Source organism: Micromonospora cynarisoli (assembly GCF_030518815.1).
Taxonomy (GTDB): domain Bacteria; phylum Actinomycetota; class Actinomycetes; order Mycobacteriales; family Micromonosporaceae; genus Micromonospora; species Micromonospora wenchangensis.
Genome location: NZ_CP130426.1, coordinates 3,302,321 through 3,317,454, shown reverse-complemented (window position 1 = coordinate 3,317,454; position 15,134 = coordinate 3,302,321). Strand labels below are relative to the sequence as shown.

14 protein-coding genes, 1 tRNA gene and 1 pseudogene are annotated in these 15,134 nt (G+C 68.8%); 5 read left to right on the top strand and 11 right to left on the bottom strand.

Annotated elements, in window-relative coordinates; translation table 11 throughout:
• Positions 1-61: 61 nt before the first annotated feature.
• The 3 genes from Q2K16_RS13965 to Q2K16_RS13955 are packed head-to-tail and all read right to left on the bottom strand — an operon-like array spanning position 62 to position 994.
• The gene (locus Q2K16_RS13965) at positions 62-202 is read right to left on the bottom strand and encodes a hypothetical protein (protein ID WP_302745882.1); all 141 of its coding nucleotides are present in this window, start codon (positions 200-202) and stop codon (positions 62-64) included.
• Positions 199-738, bottom strand: a complete 540-nt coding sequence (locus Q2K16_RS13960; protein ID WP_302745880.1) for a DUF4240 domain-containing protein — start codon at positions 736-738, stop codon at positions 199-201. The genes Q2K16_RS13965 and Q2K16_RS13960 overlap by 4 nt, the downstream gene beginning before the upstream one ends.
• A complete protein-coding gene (locus tag Q2K16_RS13955; protein ID WP_302745879.1) occupies positions 731-994 on the bottom strand; it encodes a hypothetical protein in 264 nt (87 codons plus the stop codon). The genes Q2K16_RS13960 and Q2K16_RS13955 overlap by 8 nt, the downstream gene beginning before the upstream one ends.
• Between Q2K16_RS13955 and Q2K16_RS13950 the strand changes: the two are divergent.
• A pseudogene (locus Q2K16_RS13950) lies at positions 993-1,317 on the top strand (hypothetical protein); the annotation flags it as partial. The gene Q2K16_RS13955 and the pseudogene Q2K16_RS13950 overlap by 2 nt on opposite strands.
• A gap of 52 nt (positions 1,318-1,369) precedes the next feature.
• Here the strand turns inward: Q2K16_RS13950 and Q2K16_RS13945 are convergent.
• Complete coding sequence (locus Q2K16_RS13945; protein WP_302745876.1) at positions 1,370-2,323, bottom strand: ketopantoate reductase family protein; 954 nt, start codon at positions 2,321-2,323, stop codon at positions 1,370-1,372.
• Between the two features lie 79 nt (positions 2,324-2,402).
• On the opposite strand from Q2K16_RS13945, the gene Q2K16_RS13940 reads away from it, so the two are divergent.
• Complete coding sequence (locus tag Q2K16_RS13940) at positions 2,403-2,972, top strand: TetR/AcrR family transcriptional regulator (protein WP_302745875.1); 570 nt, start codon at positions 2,403-2,405, stop codon at positions 2,970-2,972.
• A 93-nt stretch (positions 2,973-3,065) separates the two neighbouring features.
• Here Q2K16_RS13940 and Q2K16_RS13935 read toward each other — a convergent pair whose 3' ends face one another.
• The 4 genes from Q2K16_RS13935 to Q2K16_RS13920 all read right to left on the bottom strand — a co-directional run bounded on the left by Q2K16_RS13935 (position 3,066) and on the right by Q2K16_RS13920 (position 8,693).
• Positions 3,066-4,493 carry a hypothetical protein gene (locus Q2K16_RS13935; protein ID WP_302745874.1) on the bottom strand — a complete coding sequence of 476 codons (1,428 nt, stop codon included), beginning with the start codon at positions 4,491-4,493 and terminating at the stop codon, positions 3,066-3,068.
• Between the two features lie 451 nt (positions 4,494-4,944).
• On the bottom strand, positions 4,945-6,579 hold the full coding sequence (locus Q2K16_RS13930) for a restriction endonuclease (RefSeq protein WP_302745873.1): 1,635 nt from the start codon (positions 6,577-6,579) through the stop codon (positions 4,945-4,947).
• A gap of 196 nt (positions 6,580-6,775) precedes the next feature.
• Entirely contained in the window at positions 6,776-7,270 is a 495-nt protein-coding gene (locus Q2K16_RS13925; protein WP_302745871.1) for a TrmO family methyltransferase domain-containing protein, read from the bottom strand.
• A 28-nt stretch (positions 7,271-7,298) separates the two neighbouring features.
• Positions 7,299-8,693: an NsdA family TPR-like regulatory protein gene (locus tag Q2K16_RS13920; protein ID WP_489671884.1), complete on the bottom strand. Its 1,395-nt coding sequence runs from the start codon at positions 8,691-8,693 to the stop codon at positions 7,299-7,301.
• A 908-nt stretch (positions 8,694-9,601) separates the two neighbouring features.
• Here Q2K16_RS13920 and Q2K16_RS13915 point away from each other — a divergent pair.
• Positions 9,602-11,047, top strand: a complete 1,446-nt coding sequence (locus Q2K16_RS13915) for a UDP-N-acetylmuramate--L-alanine ligase (RefSeq protein ID WP_302745868.1) — start codon at positions 9,602-9,604, stop codon at positions 11,045-11,047.
• Positions 11,048-11,050: 3 nt separating this feature from the next.
• Here Q2K16_RS13915 and Q2K16_RS13910 read toward each other — a convergent pair whose 3' ends face one another.
• On the bottom strand, positions 11,051-12,448 hold the full coding sequence (locus tag Q2K16_RS13910; protein ID WP_302745867.1) for a UDP-N-acetylmuramoyl-tripeptide--D-alanyl-D-alanine ligase: 1,398 nt from the start codon (positions 12,446-12,448) through the stop codon (positions 11,051-11,053).
• 145 nt (positions 12,449-12,593) lie between these two features.
• On the opposite strand from Q2K16_RS13910, the gene Q2K16_RS13905 reads away from it, so the two are divergent.
• Positions 12,594-12,875, top strand: coding sequence for a tyrosine-type recombinase/integrase (locus Q2K16_RS13905; RefSeq protein WP_368052567.1), 282 nt, complete (start codon positions 12,594-12,596; stop codon positions 12,873-12,875).
• 73 nt (positions 12,876-12,948) lie between these two features.
• Here Q2K16_RS13905 and Q2K16_RS13900 read toward each other — a convergent pair.
• Positions 12,949-13,021: transfer RNA gene (locus Q2K16_RS13900), tRNA-Arg, on the bottom strand.
• A gap of 151 nt (positions 13,022-13,172) precedes the next feature.
• Here Q2K16_RS13900 and Q2K16_RS13895 point away from each other — a divergent pair.
• The gene (locus tag Q2K16_RS13895) at positions 13,173-13,871 is read left to right on the top strand and encodes a hypothetical protein (protein ID WP_302745865.1); all 699 of its coding nucleotides are present in this window, start codon (positions 13,173-13,175) and stop codon (positions 13,869-13,871) included.
• Positions 13,872-14,021: 150 nt separating this feature from the next.
• On the opposite strand, the gene Q2K16_RS13890 is transcribed toward Q2K16_RS13895, so the two are convergent.
• A complete protein-coding gene (locus Q2K16_RS13890; protein WP_302745864.1) occupies positions 14,022-15,041 on the bottom strand; it encodes an alpha/beta hydrolase in 1,020 nt (339 codons plus the stop codon).
• Positions 15,042-15,134: the final 93 nt, after the last annotated feature.

Genomic DNA, 15,134 nt, shown 5'->3' with positions numbered 1-15,134 from the left:
GAATAGCATGAGCTGCCCTAACTGTTAACCTTTGGTGTACGGCGTGCCGCGTTGCGTTCGGTCAACGTGTCGGGCAGGACCCGGCGTCGGCACCCCGGGCGACGTCGGCGGCGGCGAACAGCGGGGCCGGTGGAGCGCCGACGTCGGGGGTGCCGTGGTGCCAGGCCACGTCACGCTCGCTCGGCCCGGCCGGGCGGCTCACTGGCCGACCCAGCCCGCCGGGTTGCTGAACGACTCGCGGGAGATGCCGGAGCAGGTGCGGGGCCAGTCGCCGAACCGCTTGTCGTGCAGGTGGGCGAAGAAGTAGCAGATGCCCTGGAGGTGGGCGTCGGGCACCGCCCGGGTCGGGTCGGCCCGGACCGCCTCGTAGAACTCCCGCCCCAGCGCCACCACGTGACCCCGGGCGTAGAGGAAACCGTCGTCGGAGCCGTCGACCACCGCGTGCACGTCGGCCCGGTCGATGTCGTACAGCTTGCGTTCGACGACCCGGTCGAGGGCGGTCAGTTCGGGGCTGGACAGGTCGGCGCAGAGCTGGCCCAACTGGTCGAGGAAGGCGTCCCGCCAGCCGTCGAACGCGTACGCGTCGTCGTCGGAGGCGGCCCGGTCGCGGGTGAGCAGCGCCCGGCGCAGCGCGGCCGGCTCGGGGCCGAGCCGCTCCCAGGCGGCCTCCACCAGAGTCCAGAACCGGGCCTCCTCCTCGGCCGTGGGCAGGCGGTTCGCAGTTTCCGTATCACTCATGGGCAGCACCGTAGCGGGACGCCCCGACGTTCTCCGGGCATCCCCGCGCCGTAGGTGCTGCGGACGCCGGGGCCGCCCACCCGGGCGGGCGGCCCCGCAGGGGTTCAGCGTGGTCCGCGGGGTACCGCGCGGACGGTCGATGCCTGCCCGAACGCCTGCGGGAAGTCCAGCAGGACGAAGTGCCCGTCTCGCTGGCCAGCGGTGGGCCGGCGGTGAACGGCAGGACACGCAGGCTCACGTTGGGCAGGGTGGCCATGTCGAGCAGGTGCCGTAGCTGCCCGGTCATCGCCTGCCGGCCGGGCAGGCGGGTGGACCTGGTGGACGTGGGCCGGGCGGCCGGTGTGCAGTTCGTCAGGCCGATCAGGTGCCGGGTGGTCCGGGTGCTCGACTGGATCACCTACGACGGATGGTGCTGGCTCGACGTCTACCAGCTCGACGCCAGGGAGGACGCGGCGGTCCGGCGCTCGATCTTCGTACGGCCGGCGGGGTTGGCGATGGTGCGGCCCGCGCCGGTGCCGCGCGCGCCGAGCCGGGCGGGGGTGACGCCGAACATGCGGCAGGGGTCCCGGCCGGCCGGGGTGCCGCCGGCGGTCGGTGGGCGGGGCGCGGCCGGTAGGGGCTGACGGGGGAGTCAGGGGGTGGTCGTGGCGGCGAAGTAGGGCTCGGCAGCCTCCAGCCGGGGGACCCGGATGCCCCGGCTGCGGGCCTCCGCCAGGGTGTCGCGGCAGACCGCGCGCAACTCCTCGGGGTTGGCGTGGGCCGTTGTCACCCGGCGCATCGGCGGGAGGTGGTTGAGCAGCCAGGACATCGCCGGTGCCGCCAGCCAGACGGGCGCGGTGAAGGGCAGCAGCTCGGCGCGGTGCCGCCGCAGGTCGACGCCCCGCGCCTCGACCAGCGGCAGCAGCTCACGGGTGGCGAGGATCGCCTCGCGGAGGTCGCCGGTGGTCAGGGTGGACAGTGCGCCCCGCCGCAGGCTCTGCGTGTGCAGACCGGCGTTCTGGACGAAGTGGACCGACAGCCAGCCACGGAAGTCGGCGTTCTCCCGGACCCGGAATCCGGCCGCCCGGAAGACCTGGCGCACGGCCTGTTCGCGGTCGGTCGGCGGTCGGTCGAGCGTGCCGAGGAAGACCACGGGCAGCAGGGACGCGCGCAGCACGCCGTCGTCGCCGAACCCGCCGCCGGCCCCGGGGAAGCCCCAGGTCACCTGGTCGGCGGGCAGGTGCGCGGTCGCGGTCAGCGGCTCCACCCACAGGTTGTTGAAGACGAGCACCGTGGCCCCGCCCACCCGGGGCCCGAGGAAGGCGGCAGCCTCGGCGAAGTTGTAGTGCTGCACGCTCAGCACGATCAGGTCGAAGTCGTGGTCCGGCTCCAACGACTCGCGGTAGCGCACCGGCCACGTCTCGGCGACCCGCCGGCCCCACGGCCGCCGCCGGGCGTCGAGCAGGTCGAGGTCGATCGCCTCCCCGTACGCCGCCGCCCGCCCCGGGCGGACGTAGAACTCCACGTGGTGCCCGGCCCGTTCCAGGGCCCATCCGTACGTCGCGCTGATCACGCCACGGCCGAACATCAAGATCTTCACGCGCACCTCAGAGGGTTATAATCGGAGACCATCTCCACTTACAAAATATGGAGACAATCTCCACTTGTCAACGCGAGGCCCCCAGATGACCGACGCCAAGCCCCTGCGCGCCGACGCCCGCCGCAACCGCGACGCCCTGCTCGCCAAGGCCCGCGAACTGTTCGCCGAAGGCCGCTACGACCTGCGCTTCGACGACTTCGCCAAGCTGGCCGGGGTCGGCACCGGCACGCTCTACCGCCACTTCCCCACCCGGGAAGCCCTGGCCGAGGCGGTCTACCGGGAGGAACTCGCCGCGATGTGCGACCGGGCCCGCGAGGCGCAGACCACCCTGTCCGCCGACGAGGCGCTGGAGTCGTTCCTGCGGGGATTCGTGACCCACCTGCACGACCACGAGGGCCTCGCCCGCACCCTGTCCACGCTGATGGCCGCCCGCTCGGGCGCGCTGGCCGAGGGTGCCGAGGCCCTCGGCCGGGCCGTCACCGACCTGCTGGCCGCCGCCGTCCGGGCCGGGAAGATCCGCGACGACGTGGGGGCCGGCGCGGTGATGATGGCCCTGCAGGGCATCTGCGCGGCGTACGGCCACCCGGCCTACCGACCCGACGCGGACGGAGTGATCACCCTGGTCCTCGCCGGCCTGCGCCGACCGGCACGCTGAACGGCCGGCGGGTGGCGTCGCCGGCCGGACGGGGGAGTGCGTGGGTCGGGCGTGGTGCGGGCGGACGGGAGCCGCCCGCACCATGCCGGTGACTCAGGTGTCGTAGCGGCAGGTGCCGCCGGTGTTCGCCGTACAGTCGTTGAGTTGGAGGCTGTCCAGGTTGATGGCCTGGTTGCCGGTGGTGGACTGCGCCGGCACGTTCACGGTGATCCGCACGCTTGCCGCGTTCGCCGGGGCGGTGGCCGTCGTCCGGTACTCCAGCCAGTTGCCGGCGAGCGTGTCGGTCGCTCCGGTGCTGGTCGACAACAGGGTGCCGCCCGAGTTGTACCAGGCGAGCTGGAGCTGCGTGTTCACCGCCGTGCCACTGCGCAACCGGGTGAACAGCTTGTACGTCCGCCCGGCGGTGACCGTTGCCCGGTTCGCCAGCGAGATCGACGACGTGTTGGACGGCCCGGTGTAGGTGTTGAACTGGACCGACCGGCGGCCGTCGAAGTAGGCACAGGAGTTTGTCGAGACGCCGCAGGCGGGCGTCACCTGGTGCCAGCCGCCCGACGAGGTGAACGTCGACGTGCTGCTGCTCGGGGTGGCCGCCTCGACCGTACGCTGCTCGGCGGTGAGCAGGTCGTTGTTCGCGCCCACGTCGCAACAGACCGGGGCGGTCAGCATCGGGTGGTTCGCGACGTTCACCTTCGCCGTCGACGGGCTCGGGTCGAGGTAGAAGCTGGCCGACAGCTCACTCGGGTCGTAGTAGCTGCGGAACCCCGGATCGGTGTTCCAGTTGTCCCACCAGCCGTACATGATGTCCGGCACGTAGGAGGCCCCCGTCTCGGCCATCCAGGCGTGCCCGGCGCCGAGCACGTGCAGCAACTCGTGGCCGGCGACGCCCGTCGTCCACGACTCGGTCACCGCCGAGCAGTGCACGCCGCTGGAGTTACCGCCGGACGGGCACTGGTAGGCGTCCGAGTTCGACGCGAAATCGGTGAACACCAGGTAGATCCGGTTGCTGTCCTGGTAGCCGGCGGAGACCAGGTCGCTGCGGACCGTGCTGGCGGGGGTGTTCGGGTTCGCCCCGGCGTCGATCTTCTCCGCCACGACCAGGGCGCGGGCGTAGCCGGCGTACGTGCTGGTGTCGTAGCCCGTACGGCAGCTGAAGTTGTAGTGCTGGTCGTAGTTGGTCGACTCGTCGAGCGCCCAGTCGATCCGGTCCACCACCTTGGCGATGTACTCGACGTTGGCCTCGTAGTTGTTGCCGACGCCGTCGTGCCAGGCGTAGATCACCTGAACGGCGGGCGTCGCGCCGGTCGGTGCGGCCGGGTCGGCGACGGTGGACTGGCAGCCGCGCTTGGGCACCGTGGGCATGCTCGGCTGCGCGTACGGCTGGGCCGGCTCGGTGCCGGGACCCCAGGCCAGGGCCGGAGTCGGGGCGGAGAGCACCGCGAGGGCGGTGGCCAGGGCGGCGGCGACGGCGGCGACGGCGGCGAGGGTACGCGGCCGTCGGGTCCGGAACGGGGACCGGGGCAATGATGCTCCTCGATTGGTAGTGGACACTGCCGGTGGACAGTGCGTGTCCATCCAAACGAGCTGCGTGACATGGATCAATGTGGATGGATGGTGAAGAAGGTCATTCCCAGGTCGTGGGTATGCGCTTGCCCGCCGGCCGGTAACCTGCCGTGATCGATCCGTCACGACTGGTGGGTGAGGTGGAGGGCTGGGGTGACGGTCTGCGTGGGTGCGCCCGGCAGGATTCGAACCTGCGGCCTTGGGATTAGAAGTTGAATCCCGCACGGGTTAGCGCGTTGTCATGAGTGGCTCGGGGTGTCTATCTGTCCTGGTAGACACCCCTATGCTTGCCGGTCCGCGTCAGCACGTGATGCCGGGTCCAACGGCGTCCGGGCTCACCGCGGGCACACCTGCACGACGGTCGGCGCGTGTGCAGGCGTGGGTAGGTGGCCTCTGCAGAGCTGAACCCAATCTAGCGTAAACCGAAGCTGCGGATGAGATGAGGCCGCTCATTCAGTAGAAACTCCAAGCGGGCGTCATTCCAAACTTCGATTATTGGGCGCTGCCCACGGGAATTGTGTCGTTCGATCCAGGCGATGGCGTCAGAGGTAAAGCGTCCACTAGTCGCCAGAACAAGCACATCGAATGGCGGATTGTCCCAGTGGCTGATGCTTACAACGGCTTGGCTTGCGTCAGTATCACGGATGGCGCGGGAGAGCCAATGCTTGCATTGAATTGCGACTCGCTGTGAACTATGCCCGCTCAATGGATCTTTGCGAAGGCGCACGGCACTCACATCACGCCCATGGTCGGCGGCGTTGGTGTGCATAAGCCAATCGACGTTTTCGTAACCTTCGGTCTCGACAACAAGCTGGAAGATAAGACGCTCAAAGGCGATGAAGTCAATCTTCTCCCACGCCAATTCTAAGCCCGCTCGCCTGACGGGAAGGTCAACCGGCGAATATGCCATAGCGTCTTCGAGTTGGAGTGCTCGGGAGAAAAGTATGTGCGAAATCGTCGACTGTGGTAAGCGTGAGTCGCGCCGATAAACGCTTACGTCCCAACCTTGGGCGTAGGCGCGATCGACGTCTCCCGAGATTCTAGTTATTGCGCTGTTCGCGGCCTGCTTTGCAGGCACCCGTTCCCTCGCCATGTAAGCGGCGCTATCTCTTGCTGCTCGCCAGATGAAGTAGTACATCTGACCGATTGAGTACCAACGCAGCGCGTGTCGGAAAACCTCTTCTGTCCGTTGCCCTGGCGTAAAGTCGAGCCCATGTCGTTTGAGCATGTGAACCAAATAGGCTTTGCACTCCGACACCGCGAGGTCGAACCAGAAGTCCGAGAACTGGTCCGTCCAACGGTCGGGCCAGTTGTCCCGAGAGATTATCTGGGAAAGTCCCTTGAGGTATTCTCGAAGTCGACTCTCCACATCGCCAGTGCCTGTCAGATAATAAGACGCAAGCATTGGGTAATGTTGGTTGTCAAGGGTGCCATCATCCTTCCATACGAAAGCATCGGATGACGAAGAGGGATGTATCTGTAGAATCCCTTGGTCGATGAGGGCTTTGAGCAGCTTCAGATCAAGGTCTGATGTAGGCGTTAAGGGGGTGCCTCGTTCTACGACTGGAACGGTAACTCCTTCGGAGACCTCTTCTCCGTCTTCGAATAATGCGGACACCGCTAGAGCCGATGGCAGATCGAGATCTTCGGCGCGAATCGGTGACCCGCTCTCCGCTACTTCGAAGTGCTCGGAGACCGCAGCCTGCATAGCTGCCACCGCCCTACGTCGGTCAGCTTCCAGTCGTTGCCTCTCTGATTCGACGCAGGTCCGGCAACGGGTGGGTGCGAAGCGGTGGCCGGAGGTCCATTCCGAACGAGTTCTGTATATGAATCCCTTGCCGCACTCAACGCAAGACTTGCTGGACGAGCGGGCATAGCAAGACCCTGAGACGGTCTTGCTGATCTTATGTGCGGGCTGTTCAAAGCGCTCTGATAATTCTTTTACTGTGAATGAGAAAGAGCCGTCGTCTTCAGTAGCCCAATACATCGAGCAGAGATCAGCAAGTGTCGCATCCTCAGCTTCGACCTCGACCTTGAACTCCGGCACGAGACCTCCCTGGCCGTTCGTTAACCCGCCCTGGGACTTGCAAATGCTCGGCAGGTAGGTTGCGTTTCCATTTCAATTCGACGGCTGCGAGTCATGTCGACAGCCAGTCTAGTGCTGGACCTAGCGATTAGTTTTCGGGTGAAGTGGCAGGTCGAAGTGGTCTGCCCACCCGAATATGTCGTCCTTCAGATGTTCGCTATTTCTGATTCTCGATCGGCGGCGAAAAGTAGAGTCCCAACATCTGAGTTGTCCAGTCGGCTTGGCGAACTTCGCCTCGCGGGCCGAATTCCGAGAACCAAGGCTTGATGTCAAAAACGGGGCTGCCGCTTACCGCGTCCAGATCCTCAACGTGAAGGTCAAGACCCTCAACTTTGATGAGGCGGCACCGGGATACGCCTAGCCAGTTGATGCGGCGCATGTTGCGGTGGCCGAAGATGCCTACCTCGGGCCACTCGGGGTTGTCTCTCGGGCGGCGAGCACCAAGATGCAGATCGGTAGGATCTGTGAGGTGGAAGCGGAAGACGATTTCTAGGTGAGAGAACTCATCAAGTCCTTTGGTGGCAGCCGGCGAGAAGCGTTCGCCATCGATTCGGACGATCGCTCGGCTGCCGCCCCAGTAGTCGTCGGTCGGCTCGGTTCGCCCGCCTACGACGTGCGCAATGGGTTCGACGGCGAATCTTTCGGCTGTCATCGCGGCCTCCGGTCTTCGGGGTTGCTGTTTAGGCGAACGTTGCCAGGTAGCTCTTCGCTCGCGTGTCGATGTCTCGGACTGCTCGGATGTTGCGGCGCGTGTAGGGGGCAAGGATGGCGCGCATGTCGGCGGCAACTTGGCGTGTACGGCCCGAGCGGACGCCGTCCATCGCGTCCAGCGCGCGGGACCACGTCCCGCAGGCTTCCTCGATCTCGCCCTGTCGTGCCTGCACTGCTCCCATGTATCCGAGGGTGACTGCGTGGGTGCGCGTGAAGGCCGAGGCTTTCCGGGTCCTCACGCTGCGGCGGAAGTGTCTCGCCGCGCCCGCCAAGTCGCCCGTATCGCGAAGTGCGCAGGCGGTCTCGTGAGCCAGGCTGGCTTCCGCGAAGAAGAAGACCCTCCCGGGTTCGTCGTCGCCTTGGGTGGCGGAGGAGAGGTCATCCTCGGCACGGAGTAGCGCGCGGGCGGAGCGTTGTTTCTCGCCGTTCACCGCAAGCGCGCGAGCGTAGACAACGCCGAGTAATGCGCGCTCTCTCGGGGAGGCGGACTCGTAGCGCTTACCGTCGACGGAAGCCGCCGCCAGGTCGAGTGCGTGCTTGTGGTGCCCGAGGTCGACTGCCTGGTGCGCCATAGCGCGTAGGACGTGGCCTGCCATCGCGGGATTGTCGGCTTCGGCGGCCAGCTTGACCGCCACGTTGAAATAGTGCTGGCCGACGTTGTGTTCGCCGTTGTCGAACGCCATCCAGCCCGCCAGGTAGGCCAGCTCACTGGCGGCGGTGAACATGTCACGTCTGAGGGTTTCGTCGGCGTACCGGGCGCGTAGGTGGGTCGCCACGTCGGAGGTGAGGTACTGGACGACTGCCGAGCGAGCGTGTCCGCCACCTCGCCGCTGGTCAACGCGTGAGAACAGCGAAACCATGTCGGTCACTGCCTCGACGTCGCCCTTGCTCACGTGCCGGCCAGCTCCTGCACCACGTGTCTGGCCACGCTCGGCCATGTGCGTCCACCAGCGATCGGATGGCAGCGTCAGCGCGGCGAGCGAGTAGGCGGCAGTGCTGAGAACGCGTCTGCGTTCAGCGTCCACGTCGACTCTCCCGAGTTCGGTTAGCGATGACAGCGTATCGACCTGCCAACCGAGCATGTCCGTTGAGGACAGCGGTCGGCCGGGCAACCCGATCTCGTCGAGAGTGACGACCCGACCGAGCCTACGAGACAGCGCCTCACAGAGCAGCAGAGGTGCCCGGCCGGAGGGTTTGGAGCCAGCGATCCAGTGGGAGACGTGGGAGCGGCCCACTCCGGCGAACTCGTTGGCGTTGCTCTCCTGGGCGACGCGGACCAGCGCTCGTGCAACCTCGGCGTGGGACATTCCCGCCTCCGCGATGACGGCTGCGAGCTTGGCATTTCCGGGTCCTGGTTGCGGCACAGCGCCCCGCCTTTAGTCGATCTTTCACCACGTTCACCGCTTCGACGTGCGTCACAGCGTACCTACGGGCTGTGGTTTGCGATTCGCTGTAGGTGCGCAAGACGGCGGCCAACCTGGTGCACATTAGGCCATATCCCCTCCGTCTTGCACACCGGAGACCGCAGTGGGCTCCCCATTGCTACGAGCGGTGCGCGCCGTGGTGTGGGCGATGGGCGGGGTGCGCCGTGTGACCAGCATGAATGGATTTACGCGGCGTGCCCCACCCCCTTGGAGGCAGATCACGTGACGACTTACCTCGGTGGTGGTCAGGTCGACATCGCGCAAGCCGAGCTGAACCGGCACGCGGTATCGAGTGCAGATGGACGGTGCATCGGCTGTGGGTCGCTTGGGTCGTGCTCCGTCCGTGACAGCGCCGTGCGGGTGTTCCGCATCGCGCTGCGTCTACCGCGACGGGTCCCGGGAGCGACGCGTCCGGAGTTGATCGGCGCACGACGGGTGGGCGGACCGCACTACTTCGGCGTAGCGCCACGGATCGCTGCCGAGTCGGCCCCTTCTCATGGATGACGAAGATGACCTGGTCCGTCCCAGGCACCGCCCGCACCGGTCGCGCCGCTTCCCCGGCGGTCGGCCATGTGCCTGCCCAACCTGCCGCACCTCGCGCAAGGGCCGCCGGCCTTCTCCTTCGCCAATGTGGCCTGGCAACTCGGTTTCCGGCCCTGGCTACCCGTCCTCGGAGGCCGAGTCGGTTAACGGGCCGGCGCAGATCAATTGGACCCACGCGGCCGAGGTGGTGACCCGGGGCCAGGTCGGCCGTGCGCGAGGAATCGCACGAGTGGAGGGAGGCGAACCGTTCCGTACGTCCGCTGATGGCAACAATCGCCCAGTTCTTCCGAAGGAGACACGACACCATGACTGACACGATCACTGGTAACCCGACGATCGAGGCGTACTCCGGTCCGATCGACCTGTCCCGCCCGCACTTCGTGGGCGTCGGCGGCTGCGCGATGTCCGGCCTGGCTCGGCTGCTGGCCGAGATGGGCCACCAGGTCACCGGCAGCGACCTGCACGACTCGGCCGCTCTCGCGGCGCTGCGTACGGCCGGCGTCCGGGTGCAGGTGGGCCACGACGCGGCGTACATCGAGGGCGCGTCGTGCGTCGTCTACACGACCGTTGCGCAGCACGCACCAGAGGTCGACGCGGCCCGTTCCGCCGGCATCCCGGTGGTGCACCGGGCGCAGGTTCTGGACAAGCTGGCCGCCGGGCGGCGGCTGGTGGCGGTGTCCGGGTCGCACGGCAAGTCCACGACGGCCGGCATGCTCGCGCACATCCTGCGCACCCTCGGGCAGGACCCGACGTACCTCATCGGGGCCGACCTGAACGGGCCAAGCTCGGGCGCCCACCTCGGCGCGTCCCGGCTGCTGGTGGCCGAGGCGGACGAGTCGGACCGGTCGTTTCACTTCCTGGCCGCGTCGATCGCGGTCATCACCAACGTGACCGACGACCACCCGGAGAACTTCACCGACCACGCCGACGTGCTACGCGCCTACGTCGCGTTCGGCGCGCGGATCGCACCGCACGGGTTCCTGATCGTCAACGCCGACTGCGTGGGCGCGACCGTGGCTGCCGACGTCATCGCCGCCGAGCGACCCGATCTGACGGTGCTGCGCTACGGCCGCGACCGGACGGCGGACGTGCGGCTGCTGGACGTGCACGCCGAGGGGTGGAGCACATCGGGGTCGGTGCGGATGCCCAACGGCGTCGAGGTCGGGGTGATCCTGCCGCGACCGGCCACGCATCACCTGGGCAACGCGGTGGCGGCCGTGGCGTGCGCGGTGGCGCTCGGGCTCGGCCCCGCCGACGTGGCCGGCGCGGCGTGCACCTTTCCCGGGGTGCGCCGCCGGTTCGAGCACATCGACACCCGCTCCGGGGTGACGGTGATCGACTCGTACGCCGACCACCCGAACGAGATCGCCGCCGACCTGGACGCCGCGCGCACCCTGGCGCGGGGTCGGGTGTTCGTGGTGTTCCAGCCGTCCGGACACGCCCGGGTCCTGGCCTTTGGCAACCGGATCGGTGGGGTCTTGGCGGACAAGGCCGACTACGTGCTGCTGCTCGACGTGCACGGCACCGTGCCGGCGGGTCGACCGGTCGCGGACGGCACGGCCATCCTGGGGCGGCTGCGTGACGGCGAGTACTGCCTGCCGCTCGGCCCCGACCACGCCGCCCGGATCGTCGGCCGGATGGCCGGCCGCGGTGACGTGGTGCTGACCATGGGCACCGGTGACGTCACCGGTTACGGCGCGGCGATCCTCGACGCCCTGAGCAGCCGGTCCGAGGTCGCGTTGTCTGCGTGACCTCTACGCCTGGGCGGTGACAGCGCCGGGTTCCTCGATCAGCTTGTCCGCGAGCGCGAGGAGCCCGGCGCTGTTGGCTGCCTTCACCAACACCACATCGCCCGGCCGCAACCCGTCGCGCAGCAACTCCCACGCCTCGGCCACGTTCGCCGCCCGGTCCACCGTCGTGCCGGTGCCGGCGGCTGCGTCCGCGTATTGCCCGGCGTCAGCTCCGCCAATGGCCACGAGCCACTCGGCCCCAACTTCGGCCACCTGCTGCCCGACCTCCCGGTGTACCTGCGCGGCGTGCTCGCCCAGCTCGGCCATCTCCCCGAGCACCGCGACCGCCCGACGACCGTCCCCGGCCATCGCCTTCAAGGCGCGCAACGCGGCCCGCATCGCGTCCGGCGCGGCGTTGTAGGCGTCGTTGATGACCGTCACCCCGTCCGCGCGGGTGCTGACCTGCATCCGTCCCGGCGACACCGCCTCGGCCTGTGACACCGCCTCGGCTACCGCCTCGATCGGGTGACCCAACCCGAGGGCGACGGTGGCGGCGGCCAGCGCGTTGGACGCCTGGTGCAGCCCGTAGAGACGCAACCGCACCTCGGCGGCCTGGCCGCCGTGCGCCAGCCGGAACCCGGCGCGGCCCAGCTCGTCCACGGTCACGTCTTCGGCGCGTACGTCCGCCGGGTTGTCGATGCCGTAGGTGAGCACTCGGGCGCGGGTGCGGCTGGCCATGGACGCGACGAGAAGATCGTCACCGTTGAGCACCGCCAACCCACCATCGCGGGCGTCGGGCAGCGCTTCCACGATCTCACCCTTGGCTAGAGCGATGTTCTCCACCGATCCGAACTCCCCAAGGTGCGCGTGACCGACGCGGGTCACGACACTGACTATGGGCGGGGCGATGCGAGTCAGGTAGGCCACGTGGCCAATGCCGCGTGCGCCCATCTCCAACACCAGATAGCGGGTGTCGGCGGTGGCGCGGGTGACCGTGTAAGGCAACCCAAGCTCGTTGTTGTTCGACGCCCGGTTGGCCACCGTGGCACCCCACGTCGGCAGCACCTGCGCGAGGATGTCCTTGGTCGAGGTCTTGCCGACCGACCCGGTCACACCGATCACCGTGGTCTGCGGCAGCCGGTCAACGACCGCGCGGGCAAGGCGGCCGTAGGCGGTGGGTACGTCCTCGACGACCACTGCTGGCACGCCGACCGGCCGTGACGCCAGTACCGCCGAGGCGCCGGCCTCGATCGCCTGAGCGGCAAAGTCGTGCCCGTCGACGCGTTCACCGGGCAGCGCCACGTACATGCCGCCGGTCTCTACGCGCCGGCTGTCGAACACGACTGGGGCGGTCACCGTGACGCCGTGGGGGGCGTCGTGGACGGTTCCGCCGACAACGGCCGTGATCTCTTGCAAGGTCATCGGAAGCACGTGATGAACCTACCGCGTGCGATCGGCGGATCGAGGGCTGTAGCCGGATCGTGCGCGTGAGGAAGCCGGGGCGGCTTGGGTAGATAGTGGCCGTCTCTTCACGCGACCCAACGGCACGTGGGTAGAGCCGACGTGGCTGTCGGACTACTTCGACCGGCTCGTCAAGCGCCTGGGTCTCCCGCCGATCCGCCTGCACGACCTTCGCCACGTAGCGGCCACGATGGCGCTCAAGGCCGGAGCCAAGATGAAGGTGGTACAGGAGATGCTTGGACACTCCTCGTGCGCGCTTAACTGCGGACATGTGCACCGCTGTCCTGCCCGAGCTGGCCATGGAGGCAGCCGAAGCTACTGCCCGCCTGATCTCTGGTCGGGGCACCAAGCGCACTCCCGGGCTCACCTCGGGCTCACACGGGGGTAGGGCATCGAAGGATGCCGCCAAGAAAGATCGCAAGAAGGGCAAGAAGCAGCAGTTCAAACCCGCTGCGTGAGTGTGCGCCCGGCAGGATTCGAACCTGCGGCCTTGGGATTAGAAGTCCCCTGCTCTATCCGCTGAGCTACGGGCGCGCGGCGTACGTGTCGCGCCAAGAGGGTACCGCCGACCCCCCGTCGTACGGCGGAACGGGTCGCATCCGGACACGCGTGATCAGCGTCCCACGGCACCCCCGATCCGGGCATCCCTCTTCCGTCTGGCGCGGCGGGCCGTACCCTCGGGTCCGTGCTGCTGGAACCCGACGCCGAAGACGAGGTCGCCTACGAGCTGTGCCAGCTTTTGGGCCGGGCCATCCTGCCGGTCGACACGGCCGGCGACCCGGGCACCGCCTTCCTCCTCGGCCATCCGGCCGGTGAGTTCCTGCTCACCGCGGACGTGGTCGCCGGGCGGGCACAGCGGCTCGGCCTGCGGCCCAGCGTCACCGAGCCGGCCGGCGTGGCGGGCGTGTCGCTGTCGCTGTCGGACCTTCCGGCGGGCTGGAGTCGGGACGCGCGGCTCGGCGTGGCGGCCCTGCCCACCGGTGAGCTGCACGGGTACGCCGCCGGGCAGGGCTGGCGGTGGCGGGTGCAGCCGGTGCCCGCTGCGGTCGCCGTGACGGCGGACGATCTCGCCGCGTTCGGTGCCGGGCCGGTCACCGCGATCGTGCTGGCTCTCGGCGTCGGCGGTGACGGCAGCCGACCGCTGGAGGTCGCCGTCGAGCGGGCCGTCCGCGACGGCGACCGGCTGCGGATCACCGCCGCGCTCCCCGCCGGGTACGTCGGCGCTCCCGTCTTCGGGGTACGTCCCGACGCGGCCGGGGAGGTCGGCCTGCGCTGCCTCGGCGTGCTCCTGCCCGGCGACGACGCGCCCAGCGACGACGCGCCCGGAGGCGGACATCCGGTGGCGACCCTCGACCGGGTGCTCGCCGCCCTGCCCGCCTCCTGATCGCGCCGCCGCTCCGCCTGCCGACCCGGGCGGCTTGATCGACTCAAGGGTGGCGATGTGGCGGTGTCCCCGCCTGCCGGTTACCGCTACGTCGGCTCCGATGAGTCGAGCCCGACGCCGTATGCCGCTACGTCGGCTCAGGTGAGTCGATCATGGCGAGTGGGCGGGACGTGGCTGGGGCACGGTCCCGGCCGCCGGCCCGGAGGAGACGGGAGGCGTCGGGCCGGCGCCGAGGAACGCTTCGGCCCACCGGCCGACCTCGGTGAAGATCCGCTCGCGTACGGCGGGGCCGGAGAGAACCAGGTCGTGCTTGCCGCCGTCGAAGCGGGCCACGGTCACGTGCCGGCCGAGCCGGGGTGCCCAGCGGACCATGTGCTCCACGTCCAGCACCGCGTCGGCCAGGGCCGCCGAGTCGTGCCAGCGGGTGCCCCGGAAACTCCTCGTCGAGCAGGCCACCAGCACGGGGACGGGAATGTCCAGTCCGGCGCGGAGCTGCCGCTGGGCGGTGCGGATCGCGGCCAGCCAGCCCGCCCGGACGGGGAATCCGGCGAGCGGCTTCCAGGCCAGGTCGTACGTCCACTCGCCGCGATGGTCGGCGTGCAGGCTCTCGCCGTACACCGTGCCGAGGCCGAAGGGGAGGATGCGGTGCGGCGCGCGACGGCCCAGCCGGGAGACGGCGGCCGCGAGGGGTCGACGGACCAGCCAGGGGGCGTTGAGGTCGAAGAAGGGGCTGTTCAGGACGAGCCCGTCAACCGCTGCGGCGTCGCGGCGGGCGTGTGCCCAGAGCGAGATGATCAGGCCGCCGGTGGAGTGGCCCATGGCGAGCAGGGTGTCGTGCCCGTCGTCGTCCCGGATGATCTTTGCGGCGGCGTCCAGTTCGGGGAAGTAGTCGCTCAGGTCGCGGCAGAAGTTCGGGGTCTGGTGGGGTAGCAGGCTGCGGCCGTACTTGCGCAGGTCGAGGGCGTAGAAGTCCCAGCCGCGCTCGGCGTAGAAGTCGGCCAGGTGGGTCTGGAAGAAGTAGTCGACGAAGCCGTGCACGTAGAGCACCGCCCGGCCGGTCGGGCGGTCGGCGCGTCGTCGGACCAGCGTCGCGACCACCGGCCCCTCGTCGTCGGTGCCCAGGTCGATCGTCTGCCGCTCGTACGGCGGCCCCAGCACGTCCTGTTCCACGACCGCGACGCTACGCCCGCAGGCTACCGGGCGGTAGCCCCCCCGGGTCGGCCGGCGTGGTGGACGGCGTCGGCGCGGGCCGTTCGGTGGCGG